At 56.7% G+C, this 14,030-nt stretch carries 16 protein-coding genes and 1 tRNA gene; 12 read left to right on the top strand and 5 right to left on the bottom strand.

Annotated elements, in window-relative coordinates:
• The first annotated feature begins 38 nt into the window (after nt 1–38).
• Nucleotides 39–851, top strand: a complete 813-nt coding sequence (xthA, locus tag FCS96_RS16385) for an exodeoxyribonuclease III (protein ID WP_138441816.1) — start codon at nt 39–41, stop codon at nt 849–851.
• A gap of 18 nt (nt 852–869) precedes the next feature.
• Nucleotides 870–1,499, top strand: coding sequence for a TetR/AcrR family transcriptional regulator (locus FCS96_RS16390; protein WP_138441459.1), 630 nt, complete (start codon nt 870–872; stop codon nt 1,497–1,499).
• Between the two features lie 50 nt (nt 1,500–1,549).
• Here the strand turns inward: FCS96_RS16390 and FCS96_RS16395 are convergent, their stop codons facing one another.
• Nucleotides 1,550–1,960: a phasin family protein gene (locus FCS96_RS16395; protein ID WP_138441460.1), complete on the bottom strand. Its 411-nt coding sequence runs from the start codon at nt 1,958–1,960 to the stop codon at nt 1,550–1,552.
• A gap of 342 nt (nt 1,961–2,302) precedes the next feature.
• Here FCS96_RS16395 and FCS96_RS16400 point away from each other — a divergent pair, with 342 nt between their 5' ends.
• From FCS96_RS16400 to hemH, 4 genes are all read left to right on the top strand, one after another.
• Nucleotides 2,303–2,740, top strand: coding sequence for a YeeE/YedE family protein (locus FCS96_RS16400; RefSeq protein ID WP_138441461.1), 438 nt, complete (start codon nt 2,303–2,305; stop codon nt 2,738–2,740).
• A 4-nt stretch (nt 2,741–2,744) separates the two neighbouring features.
• Nucleotides 2,745–3,170, top strand: a complete 426-nt coding sequence (locus tag FCS96_RS16405; protein ID WP_138441462.1) for a DUF6691 family protein — start codon at nt 2,745–2,747, stop codon at nt 3,168–3,170.
• Between the two features lie 97 nt (nt 3,171–3,267).
• A complete protein-coding gene (locus tag FCS96_RS16410; protein ID WP_138441463.1) occupies nt 3,268–3,696 on the top strand; it encodes a TIGR01244 family sulfur transferase in 429 nt (142 codons plus the stop codon).
• A gap of 41 nt (nt 3,697–3,737) precedes the next feature.
• On the top strand, nt 3,738–4,847 hold the full coding sequence (gene hemH, locus FCS96_RS16415; RefSeq protein ID WP_138441464.1) for a ferrochelatase: 1,110 nt from the start codon (nt 3,738–3,740) through the stop codon (nt 4,845–4,847).
• A gap of 154 nt (nt 4,848–5,001) precedes the next feature.
• Here hemH and FCS96_RS16420 read toward each other — a convergent pair.
• Nucleotides 5,002–5,092: transfer RNA gene (locus tag FCS96_RS16420), tRNA-Ser, on the bottom strand.
• A gap of 208 nt (nt 5,093–5,300) precedes the next feature.
• Here FCS96_RS16420 and FCS96_RS16425 point away from each other — a divergent pair.
• The 5 genes from FCS96_RS16425 to FCS96_RS16445 all read left to right on the top strand — a co-directional run bounded on the left by FCS96_RS16425 (nt 5,301) and on the right by FCS96_RS16445 (nt 7,528).
• On the top strand, nt 5,301–5,999 hold the full coding sequence (locus FCS96_RS16425; RefSeq protein WP_041338365.1) for a Bax inhibitor-1/YccA family protein: 699 nt from the start codon (nt 5,301–5,303) through the stop codon (nt 5,997–5,999).
• Between the two features lie 92 nt (nt 6,000–6,091).
• The gene (gene tusD / locus FCS96_RS16430) at nt 6,092–6,532 is read left to right on the top strand and encodes a sulfurtransferase complex subunit TusD (RefSeq protein WP_138441465.1); all 441 of its coding nucleotides are present in this window, start codon (nt 6,092–6,094) and stop codon (nt 6,530–6,532) included.
• Between the two features lie 2 nt (nt 6,533–6,534).
• The gene (locus FCS96_RS16435) at nt 6,535–6,885 is read left to right on the top strand and encodes a DsrE family protein (RefSeq protein ID WP_138441466.1); all 351 of its coding nucleotides are present in this window, start codon (nt 6,535–6,537) and stop codon (nt 6,883–6,885) included.
• Nucleotides 6,886–6,919: 34 nt separating this feature from the next.
• Nucleotides 6,920–7,201: a sulfurtransferase complex subunit TusB gene (gene tusB, locus FCS96_RS16440; RefSeq protein WP_138441467.1), complete on the top strand. Its 282-nt coding sequence runs from the start codon at nt 6,920–6,922 to the stop codon at nt 7,199–7,201.
• Nucleotides 7,202–7,204: 3 nt separating this feature from the next.
• Entirely contained in the window at nt 7,205–7,528 is a 324-nt protein-coding gene (locus tag FCS96_RS16445) for a TusE/DsrC/DsvC family sulfur relay protein (RefSeq protein ID WP_138441468.1), read from the top strand.
• A 3-nt stretch (nt 7,529–7,531) separates the two neighbouring features.
• Here FCS96_RS16445 and FCS96_RS16450 read toward each other — a convergent pair whose 3' ends face one another.
• The 3 genes from FCS96_RS16450 to nfuA form a co-directional block, all read right to left on the bottom strand.
• Nucleotides 7,532–7,906 carry a hypothetical protein gene (locus tag FCS96_RS16450; protein ID WP_138441469.1) on the bottom strand — a complete coding sequence of 125 codons (375 nt, stop codon included), beginning with the start codon at nt 7,904–7,906 and terminating at the stop codon, nt 7,532–7,534.
• Between the two features lie 23 nt (nt 7,907–7,929).
• Nucleotides 7,930–9,141, bottom strand: a complete 1,212-nt coding sequence (locus tag FCS96_RS16455) for a hypothetical protein (protein WP_212747101.1) — start codon at nt 9,139–9,141, stop codon at nt 7,930–7,932.
• Nucleotides 9,142–9,420: 279 nt separating this feature from the next.
• Complete coding sequence (gene nfuA, locus FCS96_RS16460) at nt 9,421–10,008, bottom strand: Fe-S biogenesis protein NfuA (protein ID WP_138441470.1); 588 nt, start codon at nt 10,006–10,008, stop codon at nt 9,421–9,423.
• A 242-nt stretch (nt 10,009–10,250) separates the two neighbouring features.
• Here nfuA and metH point away from each other — a divergent pair, with 242 nt between their 5' ends.
• A complete protein-coding gene (gene metH / locus FCS96_RS16465) occupies nt 10,251–13,949 on the top strand; it encodes a methionine synthase (RefSeq protein WP_138441471.1) in 3,699 nt (1,232 codons plus the stop codon).
• Nucleotides 13,950–14,030 lie beyond the last annotated feature (81 nt).

Consider the following 14,030-nt stretch of genomic DNA (forward strand, 5'->3'; position numbering starts at 1 on the left):
AAACTCCGGACGGAACCAACGCCGGAGACCCAGTGCCCATGATGTTTGTGTCGTTTAACGTCAACAGTATTCGCACTCGCCTGCACCAGCTCGAAGCGGTGATCGCGAGCCTGAACCCCGACTTTATCGGCCTTCAGGAAACCAAGGTTCGGGACGAGGAGTTTCCCGTGGAGGCCATCCGCGAACTGGGCTACCACGTGCATTTCCATGGCCAGAAAACCCATTATGGCGTGGCCCTGCTCTCCCGGATGGAACCTGACGAGGTCATCAAAGGTTACCCATCCGACGGTGAAGACTCTCAGCGCCGCCTGATCACCGGAAAGTTCACGGTGAACGGGGAGCGCCTCACGGTCATTAACGGCTACTTCCCCCAGGGCGAAAGCCGGGACCACCCGGTCAAGTTCCCGGCGAAGGAGAAGTTCTACGCCGACCTGATGGCTTATCTGGACGAGCTTAGGCAGCAAGATGGCCACGTTGTGGTGATGGGCGACATGAACATCTCACCAACGGACAAGGACATTGGAATTGGCGCTGACAACGCCAAGCGCTGGCTCAGAACCGGCAAATGCAGTTTTCTGCCCGAAGAAAGGGAGTGGCTGGGCCAGGTTGAGGGCCGCGGCTATACCGATGTGTTCCGGCACCTGCATCCGGACGAGGCTGACACCTTCAGCTGGTTTGATTACCGCAGCAAGGGCTTTGAGCGCGAGCCCAGGCGGGGGCTTCGCATCGACCTGATCATGGCCAGCGACAGCCTGTTGCCCAAGGCCAGTGAGGCGGGCGTTTCCTACGACATCCGTGGGATGGAACGCCCCTCGGATCACTGCCCCGTGTGGGCGAGCTTCGAACTCTAGGACCGGACTGTCCGCAACATGGCCAAAATTAAGACCCGCGATCGCATCCTCAACACCAGCCTGGCGCTGTTCAACAGTGTTGGGGAGCCAAACGTGACCACTCTGCTGATCTCGGACGAGATGGACATCAGCCCGGGTAACCTCTATTACCACTTCAAAAGTAAGGGTGACATCGTCGAGGAGCTGTTTGGCCATTTTGAAGCAGAAATGCTGGACCTGCTGGCGGTGCCAGAGGACGTTGATATAAGCCTGGACCAGCAGAGCTTTTTCCTGCACCTGCTGTTTGAAACCGTGGCGCGGTATCGTTTCATTTATCAGGATCTGGTCAACGTCCTGTCCCGCTATGATCAATTGCAGGTTCGCTTTCGGCGGTTGCTGAAAAAGAAAACCGCCGCATTCCGCGCGATCTGTGAAAGTTTTCGACGCCAGGAAAAGATGGGCATAGACGTTGAGCAACTTGACTCATTGTGCGAGCAGCTTACGTTAACCGCCTGTTATTGGGGAAGTTTCGATACTTTATCCCATCTGGACAACAGGGATAAGGTGGATCCGGGCCGGGGGGTATACCAAATGATGCACCTGGTGATTCCATATCTGGCGCCAGACGAGCAAGCACATGCCCGCCTGGTCAGTCGCGACTATCTATAGCCTATACCGATCTACAGCTATAGCGATGTTTAGCCACGGCTCGGTGAAAATCACTCTTCCTCGTCGCGATCCCCGCGCAGACGCATCAACTCCGTTTCCAATGCCGCGATACGGTGCTCCAGCGCCTCAATTTCCTCTCGACGATGAATACCCAGGCGCCGCAATGCACCGGACACCCGCTCGTCGAACAGGGTCTCGAGCTTGTCCCAGGTGCCTGTGGCTCGCTCACGGACGCCACCTACCCGGTCCTCAACTGTCTTAATCTGCTTTTCTACGACACCGCGGGTCTTATTCTCAAGCTGTTCACCCTCCTGCACCAGACGCTCGAAGAACTTACCGGTGTCTTCTTCGGCCTTGGTGTACGCCCCGAGGCCGGCCAGCCAGATCTGACGCGCAGAATCCTTGATCTTTGCGGCCAGTTGCGGATCGTTCTCCGGCTTTTTGTCGTTCTCGTCAGACATACTAAAACCTCAGGGGAAAAATTACGGTGAACGCCCAGTATATTACACCCCGAACCCAATTTCAGTTCGCCTGAAAGCCGCACCGGAACAGGCCGCAGTATAAACAGGCATTCCATATGACAAAATGTTTTCAAACGAAATGAACTGCGACTTGAAGTGTTTAAAATATAGACAATACTTCCCTATACCGTCGTCCCTGCTGACGCCGGTTTGTCTGGAAGTCTTTCATGGATACTACTCGCACGCCTCTGCCCGGCCCACATGCCGGGCTTTTTTTTGCTAATATTCCCCGCCTTCATACCTGATATTCAGAACCCCATTCCTTACCCCTGGAGACTCCCGATGATCGATGTTGCCTGGAGCGATTTTACGCCCTGGACGGCCCTTACGGGCGGCCTGCTCATCGGCCTTGCCGCTGCCCTGTTCCTGCTGCTGAACGGTCGAATCGCCGGCATTAGCGGGATACTGGGCGGACTACTCTCCCCCACCCGCGGCGACATCGTCTGGCGACTGGCCTTCATTGGCGGACTGATTGGCGCTCCGTTAGCCTGGATCATGATGGCCGACCTGCCGCCCATTGAGATCAACGCGGGTTACCCCAGCCTTATTATTGCTGGCCTATTGGTGGGTGTGGGCACCCGTTACGGCTCTGGCTGCACCAGTGGTCACGGCGTGTGCGGGCTTTCCCGCCTCTCTCTTCGGTCACTGGCGGCGACACTGAGTTTCATGGCCGCCGGCTTCATCACTGTTTACATCATTCGTCATCTGCTGGGAGTCTGAGATCATGAAATACACCCTTGCTTCCTTGCTTGCCGGGCTGATCTTCGGTTTCGGGCTGATTATCTCTGGCATGGCCAACCCCGAAAAAGTACTCGGATTTCTGGATATTACCGGACTTTGGGATCCGTCTCTGGCCTTCGTTATGGCCGGCGCCATTATTGTCGGGATCGGAGCGTTCGCCATTGCGCGTCGGCGAACCCTGTCTTTCCTTGGGTTTTCAATGAAGATCCCGACCAGCAGCCATATCGACAAGCGCCTGATCTTTGGTGGCCTCAGCTTTGGTGTGGGCTGGGGGATTGCCGGATTCTGCCCTGGGCCGGGGTTGGTCGCCTTGGGCGCAGGGGAGATCAAAGCGGCGGTTTTCGTCGTATCCATGGTGGCAGGCATGGCAGTGTTTGAGCTCATCGAACGACAGCGGGTAAAAGCCTGATCGATTCTGCTAACGTGATAGCCCACCATTCTGACACTTACTGTGGTCTGTGCGATCATAGAGTTAGATCCAACAGCGTTTCTGGAGGCAGTAATCCATGGATATCAGAAAGATCGATGACACCATCTCAGTGGCACCGCAAATTACTGCGAATGACGTCGCCGAGATTGCCAGGCTCGGTTACAGAACACTGGTTGCCAACCGGCCTGATCAGGAAGAATTTGGCCAGCCGGCCATGGCCGACATCGAAGCGGCCGCACAGGAGCATGGGCTCAGCTGGGTCTTTATGCCGGTGGAGTCCGGGAACATCACCGATGAGGACATCGACCAGTTCGCGCCAATGATCCGCGAGGCCGACAAACCCGTATTGGCCTTTTGCCGATCGGGAACCCGCTGCACTGTGCTATGGGCACTGAGTGCAGCGCGTGATACGTCAGCCCAGGAGATTGTCTCCAAAGCCCGCAATGCCGGCTACGACATCAGCGGGCTGGCACCCCGGATCGCCCAGCAAGCCGGCCTGAAATAGTCGGATCCGCCCCAAGCCACACGACCAACCAGGAATTACCTATGCAGTTCAAAGGCTCTGAGACCTTCAGCCACAGTCAGCCGGAGCGGCTTGGCGTGCTCGTTACCAACCTGGGCACCCCGGACGCACCCACCACGTCCGCGCTTCGACGTTATCTGGCTGAATTCCTCTCAGATCCGCGCGTTGTTGAACTGCCCCGCCCCCTTTGGTGGCTAATTCTCCACGGCGTCATTCTGAGGATTCGGCCAAGGCGCAGTGCAAAGGCCTACGCCGGCGTGTGGCAACCGGAAGGCTCCCCCCTTCTGACCCACACCGCCAAACAGGCGGAAGGCATCCGAGTGGCCCTGAAACAGAGGTACGGCCCCAATGTGGTGGTTGGGTTCGCTATGCGCTACGGAAACCCGGCAATTTCCAAGGTGCTGGATGAAATGCAGGACCAGGGCGTGCGCAGGCTTCTGGTGCTACCGCTTTACCCCCAGTATTCAGCTTCAACCTCGGCCTCGACCTTCGACGCCGTCGCCAAGGACTTCGCAAAACGCCGATGGCTACCGGATTTCCGATTTGTCTCGCACTACCCGGATTATCCGCCCTACATCGAAGCCATGGCGCGGCACATTGAAGCGCACTGGGCCAACCATGGCCGAAACGACAAACTGATCCTGTCCTATCATGGTGTGCCTCTGAAATACCTGTTGAAGGGTGACCCCTACCACTGCGAATGCCACAAGACCTCACGCCTCCTCGCGGAACGTCTCGGACTGAGCAGTGAAGATTACCTCACCACCTTCCAGTCCCGATTTGGGCGGGAGGAGTGGCTGAAACCCTACACCGACGAGACTCTAAAGTCCCTTCCGGGTAAAGGCGTACACTCTATCGACGTGTTCTGCCCCGGCTTCTCATCCGACTGCCTGGAAACCGTCGAGGAAATTGACGAAGAAAACCGTGAATACTTCATGGAAAGCGGGGGCAAAGCCTTCAGCTATATTCCGGCACTGAATGCCACGCCAGGCCACATCGAGGCTCTGGTACAGCTAATCGAGGAAAATCTGCAAGGCTGGCAAGTGCCGAAGAATGATGCGGACGAGCTGGCAGAACGTCAGAGATTGGCGGATGAGCGCAAAGAGGCTACGTTTCCCGGCCGAGACTTGTAATCGCAGGACAGAACGTCAGCCGTACCGAGTCACAATTGACAGCGACGTGCGGCAACGTTCGTGCTCAGCGTGAGTAATGATTCAGTATGTGCTACGGCTGGGTATTTTCGAACAGGGAAAAGAGAACTTGAGGTATTCGAGGGGAGAGGAAAAATGGCGGTGGGCCAGGGATTCGAACCCCGGGAAGGCTACTAACCTTCGGCGGTTTTCAAGACCGCTGCATTCAGCCACTCTGCCAGCCCACCGTTTTTCCATTACTGCCTTGCGACAGCGGGGAGCATGATACCGGAATTGCCTGCGCTGTCAACGCCTCACCTGAAACCCGCTTCAATTTCTAACATTACCGGCATTTAATGAAATCCACACAGCAGTTTCGTGTCGTAAACGATTGAAAGTTGCGATTCTGACACTATGATGGAACACAGTATCCAGACGTTATCAACGGAGAAGACAATGGAAGACAGACGATTCGGCGCTCAGAACAATCAGGGAGCTTATTCAGCACCTCAGACCGAGCGGGCGACGACCGGTATCAGCGCAGATGCCATGAATGTGTTGCGGAACACCTACATGCTCCTGGGCATGACTCTGGCGTTCTCGGCACTGACCGCATTCCTGAACATGAACGGCACCCATCCTGGTTTTCTCATCACCATTGTGGGTTACATTGGCCTGCTATTCGCCACCTATAAGCTGAAGAACAGCCCCTGGGGCATCGTTACCACGTTCGCACTGACCGGCTTCATGGGATACACCCTGGGCCCGATCATCGGCGCATTCGTGGCCGCTGGCGCTTCCCAGATCGTTGCTCAGGCCCTGGCCCTGACAGCTGTCGCTTTCGTGGGTCTGTCCGCAACTGCGATCATCACCAAGAAAGACTTCAGCTTCCTGTCCAGCTTCCTGACGGCCGGTGCTTTTGTCCTGATTGGCGCCATGCTGCTGGCTTTCTTCATGGAAAGCTCCGTACTGCAACTGGCAGTATCGGCAGGCTTCACCATCTTTGCCTCGATCATGATCCTGTTTGAAACCAGCCAGATCATCAAAGGCGGTGAGCGCAACTACATTATTGCGACCGTTGGCCTGTACGTGTCCATCTACAACCTGTTTGTCAGCCTGCTGCACCTGCTGTCTGCATTCAGCGGCGACGACTGAGCCCAGGCTGAGTCCATCGTCAAGCGAGCCCCGGCCTTTGCCGGGGTTTTTGCTTTCTGTAAACTGAATTCTTTCTGGCCAGATTCATCATCATGACCCATTCCACGACCCACGCCACGACCCGCACCGCAACTCCGTCGTTTACCCTGGTTATCACTGGAGCGCCCTACTCTTCCCAGGCGCCGCAAACCGCGCTCAGCTTCGCCAAGGCCACCGTAGCCGCTGGCCACACTATTGACCGGGTCTTTCTCTATGGCGATGGCGTGCACCTCGCCTCAGCCCTGGTGGCAGCACCGTCTGATGAGACCCACTGGCCGAAGCGCTGGGCAGCATTCCTAGAGGAACATGAGATTCCTGGAGTTGCCTGCATTGCATCGGCATTGCGCCGGGGACTGGTCGACGGCGACGAGCAGAAACGTTACCAACTCGGTGCCAACAACCTGCTGAAACCCTTCACGATCGCGGGGCTTGGGGAATGGGTTGAAGGCAATATCAAGTCAACCCGGACCATCTACTTCCACGCGGGAGCCTGACTATGGGTATGCTCATCATCATCGATCAGCCGCCCTACGGCACTTGGGCGGGCCGTGAGGCGCTGGATATGGCCTTTGCCCTGGCCGCCTTCGACCAACCGGTCAGCCTGCTGTTCTCTGGCGCTGGCGTGAACTGGCTGCGCAAAGCGCAGGACACTGCGGGTATTGAGCAGAAATCCGTGGAGAAGAACCTGGCAGCCGCCCCCATATTTGGTATTAAAGCCATCCTGGCCGACCGGGCTGCCTGCGAGCGCTACAACCTGGACATCAAGACCATGATCGATGGCGCGCAGCTCACCGACGCCAACGCAGAGCTGATGGCACAATACTCCCAAGCCGCATTCGCGGGTTAACTTGCTTGCTGAACAACCACTCGGACAGCCAACAATGAACCGATTGCACACCCTGCACATTCTGAACAAAACCCCGGACCACCCCCGATTTAGCGAGTGTCTGGGCACACTCGGCCCGGATGATGCGGTGGCATTAACCGAGAACGGCGTACTCGGGCTGGTTTCATCCAAGGCACTCAGCTCGGTACAGACCTACGCGCTGGCTGCCGACCTGGGCGCTCGCGGCTTGTCCGAGGACAACCTTGGGGCGGCACCCATCGACTACGCAGAGCTGGTCAACCTGACCCTGCAAGCAGAACGCGTCATCAGTTGGTGAATCATGACTAGAACCACCCCCGAGAGAAACAACGAGGGTTTTCTCGAAGACGCATGGGCCTGGAGCCCGGACGTTGCGGTTGAAATTGCCGCCGAGGACGGCCTGGAGTTAGACGAAAAACACTGGGAAATCATCACGTTTTTAAGGGAATTTTATAAAGAACACGAGATCTCACCGCCCTCAAACAGGCTGTTCGTGAAAGCGGTAAAAGATGCCATGGGAGAGGAAAAAGGCAACAGCATCTACCTGATGCACCTGTTTCCCGGCACCCCCGCAAAAACGGCCTGCCGGATTGCCGGCCTGCCAAGGCCGACTAACTGCCTTTGATGCTCAGGACTTAGTGGGGCTGTTTCTTTGCGGTCTTGCGCTGTCGTGCGCGGACTTACGCTCCAGATCCGAGGCAGTCCCAAGGAAACTGCTCAGGCCATTCTCAAACAGCCCGGAACCGAATTTCAGGAACTGACGGGTCGACTCCCGAACCGTGCCATCCAACGCACTCTCCGGCAGATCCCTGACGGCCTCGGAAACGCCTCGTTTAACGCCACGAGTCACTTTCGGCTCAATGTCTCGGGTTGCCTCGATCAACTCGGCCACCTTACGGTCCAGGTGCGGACGAGCGATCAACCGCCAGAAACCGGCCAAAACCAGACTCACCGTCGCTGCTGTAATCAGTACCTGTAGTGCTATGTCTGCCCAAGCCGGCATAACGCTTCTCCCGCTCCACGAGCCTAGATGGGTATTCGGATGTTCAGGGACACCAATGACAAAAACTGGACTAGCCCTGCCAGGGCGCCAAAGGCACCGCCGACCAGCATCAGTCGGAACTCTTCCTCGCGAAATGCCGGGCGCAGGATGTCCTGAAACTCCCGAGGCCCAAGCGCCCGCATCTGTTCTGAAAGCACTCCGGCGACGACCGGTGCCCGCTCACGATTAAAGGCCGGGTCGCCAAACACGTCCCGGGTTGCGAGCACGGCCTTCTGGTTCATTACTTTCTTCAACTCGGTATAGCCGGTCATACCCACGGTCACCTGGGCTGTCAGCTTCATGACTGCAGAGTTATCAAGCAAGGGTCGCAGGTGCTTTTGAATAATCGCGCGGGTGCGGTCGCCACGCGCCCCGTTGAGCATGGCATCGGCAACCTTCTCTACGGTAATGAGCTCTTCTGCCACCAGCCTGGCCCAGACATCGCTGATTTCCGGCTGACGCCTCAAAAACAGGCCCTGAACCTTCCAAAACAGGATTCGCCGGGGCAACAATGGCGCGAAAATGAGGTTGATGGCGAGCCAGTTGGTGATAAAGCCAATGGCAAAGCCGCCGACCGGCAGCAACCAGGGTTCGGGATACCAGGTCCACAAGGGGATCAGTGCAGTTCCCAGGAGCCCGCCAATAATCGCGCCCCGGTTGATCACCGACCGCAACTCAACGGCTCCGGCCTGCTGAAAGATGCGATTCATAAGATCCGGGTGCTGGCGAAGCTCGCGGCTCAGCAAGGTCTTCAGATCAACGAGATCGTCCAGATCGTCACCAAAATCCTCGACCAGCTCTTCTATCCGCGACGGCAACTGTTCCCTTGCCCATTGATAGATACGTCTTTTTAGAAACAGCGGCAGATTGTCCCAAAGCACCGGCTGGATCTCGTACATCACCTCGTCGATGTACTCATCCAGTCGTGGCGTCACTTGCGAAATGACCTGCTCGACAATCCGCTGGGGCTCCAGTTTCTGATACACCGACTGCAGATTGCCAAACTGCTGGAGCGTACGATCAATGCAGATGTGTGCCATTTTCTCGGCCTTGCGAGGGATCACGCCCTGCCAGCCGATAAAGCCAACGCCGATGAACTGCACGGGATAAAAGGACATCTGGATGGCCAGCCAATTGGTAAACCAACCAACGAGGGCAGCCATTATGGGCAGGGAAAGCAGCGCAATGTCGAACAAGTGAAACCCCGATTCCGGATGTTGCGACCGATACTGAGGATGGTGATGGCCAAGGTGGGGCTATCGCCTACGAACTACAGCCATAGAGCTACAATATGCCACCCTTGCCTGTGCATCACTGTGACGTCAGTATAGGTGACTGATATTGCAGTGTTTGAAACTGGGAGACATTGGCCGTGCAGCCAGGAAAAACCCGGTTGTTCGGCAGCACCCCTCATTGGGCGCTCAGCGGACGCCGACCCGCTGCCCATCGAAGGGTAGCGGGTGCCGGCAGTACGACTACTGGTAGTAGGCGTTTTCGGTGTTGGTATGGTCGGTCACGTCGCGCACTGCGGTGATTTCCGGAACACGCTCTTTCAGCGTGGTTTCAACACCCTGCTTCAGGGTCAGGCTGACAGCCGAACAACCCTGGCAACCGCCACCAAAGCGTAACACCGCCACTGACTCGTCAACGATCTCCACCAGGGAAACGTCACCGCCGTGAGCGGCCAGATTCGGGTTGATCTCGGAAGCCAGGACGTAGTTGACGCGATCCGGCAGCGGAGCGTCATCGTCGACATTCGGCACCTTGGCGTTCGGAGCCTTGATCGTGAGCTGTCCGCCCATCTGATCCTTGGAGTAGTCCACAAACGCCTCTTCCAGGAACGGAACCGAGTTGTGATCAAGGTACAGGGTGAACTTTTCCAGATCGACCTGTTCGTCGGTCGGAACTACCTCATTGGGCGGGCAATAGGCCAGGCAGGTCTCGGCGTTTTTGGTGCCAGGCTGGGTCACGAAGATACGCACCCCCATGCCTTCAACGTCCTGCTTATCGATGAGTTGTGCAAGATAATCCCGTGCGGAATCTGTCACAGTAACCAATGCCATGTTGTAAACCCGTTTGAAAGTTTGCATTTATTTTAAGGGACTTCGCCGGAACATGAAAGACCAAGTAAAATACTAGGTCTTTATGGGACTAATGACTTCTACCTACGCCAAGCTCTGGCTGCGCCTCGAAATTAGGCACTTGATAATCGTCATTCGTACTAAGACGGACTTGCGCATTTTTGCTATGATCCCGCGCCATTGACTCAAATACGACGTAACAAACGACTTCCGGAAGTATTGATATGACCGATCGCAACACCCGCCTGGACCAGCTCCAAACCGCGCTAGAGCAACGCATCGTAGTACTTGATGGCGGCATGGGCACCATGATCCAGAACCTCAAGCTGGACGAACAGGCGTTTCGCGGCGATCGATTGGCAGACTACGACCGTGAGGTCCAGGGCAATAACGACCTATTGAACCTGACCCAGCCTGCCCTGCTCCGCACCATTCACGCGGATTACCTGGATGCCGGCGCCGACATCATCGAGACCAACACCTTTAACTCCACCCGCCTGTCACAGGCGGACTATGGTCTCGAGAGCATTGCCAAGGAATTGAACATAGCCGCCGCAAAGCTTGCCCGCGACGTTGCTGATGAGTTCACTGCCCGCAATCCGGACAAGCCACGTTTTGTGGCCGGTGCCGTTGGCCCAACGTCGCGCACGGCGTCGATTTCTCCAGATGTGAACAATCCCGGTTACCGTAACGTTGATTTCCAGACCCTGGTCGACAACTACTATGAGGCGGTCGAGGGCCTGGTTGAAGGCGGATGCGATCTCATCCTGATTGAAACCATCTTCGACACCCTGAACGCCAAGGCGGCCATTTATGCCACCCAGCAATATTTCGAAGACAGCGGCATCGCCCTGCCGATCATGATCTCTGGAACGATCACCGATGCCTCGGGCCGCACGCTGTCTGGCCAGACCACAGAAGCCTTCTGGAATTCTGTTGCCCATACCCGCCCCATCTCCGTAGGACTGAACTGCGCGCTTGGTGCGGATGCGCTCCGTCCCTATGTTGAGGAACTGTCGGCCAAGGCGGAAACCTACGTCAGCGCCCACCCCAATGCCGGCCTGCCCAACGAGTTTGGTGAATACGACCAGACTCCGGAGGAAATGGCGGAGATCATTGAAGGCTTTGCCCGCGATGGCTTCCTGAACATCATCGGTGGTTGCTGCGGCTCGCGTCCTGAGCACATTGAGGCCATCGCCAACACGGTTGCCAAGTACCCGCCCCGGAAGATCCCGGAGCGCAAAAAGGCCCTTCGGCTGTCTGGCCTGGAGCCGTTTACCGGCGATGAAAACACCCTGTTCATCAACGTGGGCGAGCGCACCAACGTTACCGGCTCCAAACGTTTCCTGCGCCTGATCAAAGAGGAGCAGTACGAGGAAGCCCTGAGCGTTGCCCGGGACCAAGTCGAAAACGGTGCCCAGATCATCGACATCAACATGGACGAAGGCATGCTGGAGTCCAAGGAGGTCATGGTGACCTTCCTGAATCTGGTTGCCTCTGAGCCTGACATCTCTCGTGTGCCCATCATGATCGACTCTTCCAAGTGGGAAGTGATCGAAGCAGGTCTGCGCTGCATCCAGGGCAAAGCCGTGGTGAACTCCATCAGCCTGAAAGAAGGCGAAGAAGAATTCATCAAGCGCGCCAAAGACTGTATGCGCTATGGTGCCGCCGTGGTCGTCATGGCCTTTGATGAACAGGGCCAGGCGGATACCTACGAGCGCAAGACCGAAATCTGCAAACGCTCCTATGACGTGTTGACCGGGATTGGCTTCAATCCCGGGGATATCATCTTTGACCCCAACATCTTTGCCATCGCCACAGGCATTGAAGAGCACAACAACTACGCAGTCGATTTCATCAACGCCACGCGCTGGATCCGCGAAAACCTGCCGCACGCGTCCATCTCCGGCGGCGTCAGCAACGTGTCGTTCTCGTTCCGTGGTAACGATGTGGTGCGCGAGGCGATTCACTCGGTGTTCCTGTACCACGCCATCAAGGCCGGTATGAATATGGGTATTGTGAACCCGGGCCAGCTGGTGATTTACGATGAAATCGAACCGGAGCTGAAGGAACGGGTCGAGGATGTAGTGCTCAATCGGCGTGAAGATTCCACCGACCGACTGCTGGAAATTGCCGAGCGCTTCAAGGGCAAAGGTGGCAAGACCCAGGAAGAAGACCTGGCCTGGCGCGAATGGCCGGTAAGAAAGCGGCTTGAGCATGCTTTGGTGAAGGGCATCACCAACTACATCATCGATGACACCGAAGAATGCCGGCAGGATGCTACTCACCCCATTGAGGTCATCGAAGGCCCCCTGATGGACGGTATGAACGTGGTCGGCGATCTGTTTGGCGACGGCAAGATGTTCCTGCCCCAGGTGGTGAAAAGCGCACGAGTAATGAAACAGGCGGTCGCGCACCTGATCCCCTATATCGAAGCGGAAAAGACAGAGGATCAGAAGGCCAAGGGCAAGATCCTCATGGCGACGGTTAAAGGCGATGTTCATGACATCGGCAAGAACATCGTCGGGGTGGTGCTGCAGTGCAATAACTACGAGGTGATTGATCTGGGCGTTATGGTGCCCTGCGACAAGATCCTGGAGGCCGCCAAGAAGGAAAACGTCGACATCATCGGTCTGAGCGGCCTGATCACGCCGTCGCTGGATGAGATGGTCCACGTCGCCCGGGAAATGCAACGACTGGATTTCAACATCCCGCTGATGATCGGGGGCGCAACCACCTCCAAAGCGCACACCGCGGTGAAGATTGAACCCCAGTACAAGAACGACATCGCCCTGTACGTGTCCGATGCCTCACGCTGCGTGAACGTGGCCTCCCAGTTGCTGAGCAAGACAAGCAAAGAAGGCCTGGTCGAGGCCGCCCGTGTGGAATATGACGAGATCCGCGAACGCAGAAAGAACCGTGGCGACCGAACCAAGCTGGTTTCGCTCAAGGAAGCCCGCGATCGTGCACCGGAGATCAACTTCGACGACTATATTCCGCCGAAACCTGCCTTCACCGGTATCAAGGTGTTCGAGGATTATGATCTGAATGAATTGGTGGACTACATCGATTGGACACCGTTCTTCATTTCCTGGGACATCGCCGGCAAGTATCCCGGTATCTTCGATGATCCGAAACGTGGTGAGGCAGCCCGAACCCTTTTCGACGACGCCCAGAAGATCCTGCGCCAGATGATTGATGAAAAGCGGGTCCAAGCCAGTGGCGTTATTGGTTTCTGGCCCGCCAATCGGCGCGGTGACGACATCGTGGTGTACAAGGACGAAGATCGCTCCGAGGAATTGACTGTGCTGCACCACCTTCGCCAGCAGGACGAAAAAGCACCGGGCAAACCGATGATAGCGTTGTCTGACTACATTTCGCCTGAGGGTTCCGAGACCTGTGATTACGTGGGTGGCTTCGCAGTCACCACCGGCATTGGCGCGGAAGAGTTCTCGGTGGAGTTCAAAGACAATAACGACGATTACAACGCCATCATGGTGAAAGCCCTTGCCGACCGTTTGGCGGAAGCCTTTGCCGAGCGCATGCACGAGCGGGTTCGTCAGGAATTCTGGGGCTATGCCGGCGACGAAACGCTCAGCAACGAAGATCTGATCAAAGAGCGCTACCGGGGTATTCGCCCTGCCCCTGGCTACCCGGCGTGCCCTGAGCATACCGAGAAGGCCACGCTGTTCAGCCTGCTTGAAGCCACATCAAGAGCCGGCATCGAGCTGACCGAGCATTTTGCCATGTATCCAAGCGCTGCTGTTTCTGGCTGGTATTTCGCCCACCCAGAGTCGAAATACTTTGCGGTCGGGAAGATTGGCGCCGATCAGGTTGAAGACTATGCTGAACGCAAAGGTATCTCCAAGGCAGAAGCGGAGCGCTGGCTGGCACCGAGCCTCGCCTACGACCCGGCCGAATGACAGGTAACTGACAACGGGTAAACTGGAGAGCCGACGGCACGAAACTTACGCGGTTAGTGTAGCTTTTAGGGAGCCCAAAAC

Source organism: Marinobacter alexandrii (assembly GCF_005871205.1).
Taxonomy (GTDB): Bacteria; Pseudomonadota; Gammaproteobacteria; order Pseudomonadales; family Oleiphilaceae; genus Marinobacter; species Marinobacter alexandrii.

Coding starts and splice junctions, on each gene's coding strand:
- xthA (WP_138441816.1), top strand. CDS start 39: ATGATGTTTGTGTCGTTTAACGTCAACAGTATTCGCACTCGCCTGCAC.
- FCS96_RS16450 (WP_138441469.1), bottom strand. CDS start 7,906: ATGCCGGCTTGGGCAGACATAGCACTACAGGTACTGATTACAGCAGCG.
- FCS96_RS16425 (WP_041338365.1), top strand. CDS start 5,301: ATGGAAGACAGACGATTCGGCGCTCAGAACAATCAGGGAGCTTATTCA.
- hemH (WP_138441464.1), top strand. CDS start 3,738: ATGCAGTTCAAAGGCTCTGAGACCTTCAGCCACAGTCAGCCGGAGCGG.
- FCS96_RS16445 (WP_138441468.1), top strand. CDS start 7,205: ATGACTAGAACCACCCCCGAGAGAAACAACGAGGGTTTTCTCGAAGAC.
- FCS96_RS16390 (WP_138441459.1), top strand. CDS start 870: ATGGCCAAAATTAAGACCCGCGATCGCATCCTCAACACCAGCCTGGCG.
- tusD (WP_138441465.1), top strand. CDS start 6,092: ATGACCCATTCCACGACCCACGCCACGACCCGCACCGCAACTCCGTCG.
- FCS96_RS16405 (WP_138441462.1), top strand. CDS start 2,745: ATGAAATACACCCTTGCTTCCTTGCTTGCCGGGCTGATCTTCGGTTTC.
- FCS96_RS16410 (WP_138441463.1), top strand. CDS start 3,268: ATGGATATCAGAAAGATCGATGACACCATCTCAGTGGCACCGCAAATT.
- FCS96_RS16400 (WP_138441461.1), top strand. CDS start 2,303: ATGATCGATGTTGCCTGGAGCGATTTTACGCCCTGGACGGCCCTTACG.
- FCS96_RS16435 (WP_138441466.1), top strand. CDS start 6,535: ATGGGTATGCTCATCATCATCGATCAGCCGCCCTACGGCACTTGGGCG.
- nfuA (WP_138441470.1), bottom strand. CDS start 10,008: ATGGCATTGGTTACTGTGACAGATTCCGCACGGGATTATCTTGCACAA.
- tusB (WP_138441467.1), top strand. CDS start 6,920: ATGAACCGATTGCACACCCTGCACATTCTGAACAAAACCCCGGACCAC.
- FCS96_RS16395 (WP_138441460.1), bottom strand. CDS start 1,960: ATGTCTGACGAGAACGACAAAAAGCCGGAGAACGATCCGCAACTGGCC.
- metH (WP_138441471.1), top strand. CDS start 10,251: ATGACCGATCGCAACACCCGCCTGGACCAGCTCCAAACCGCGCTAGAG.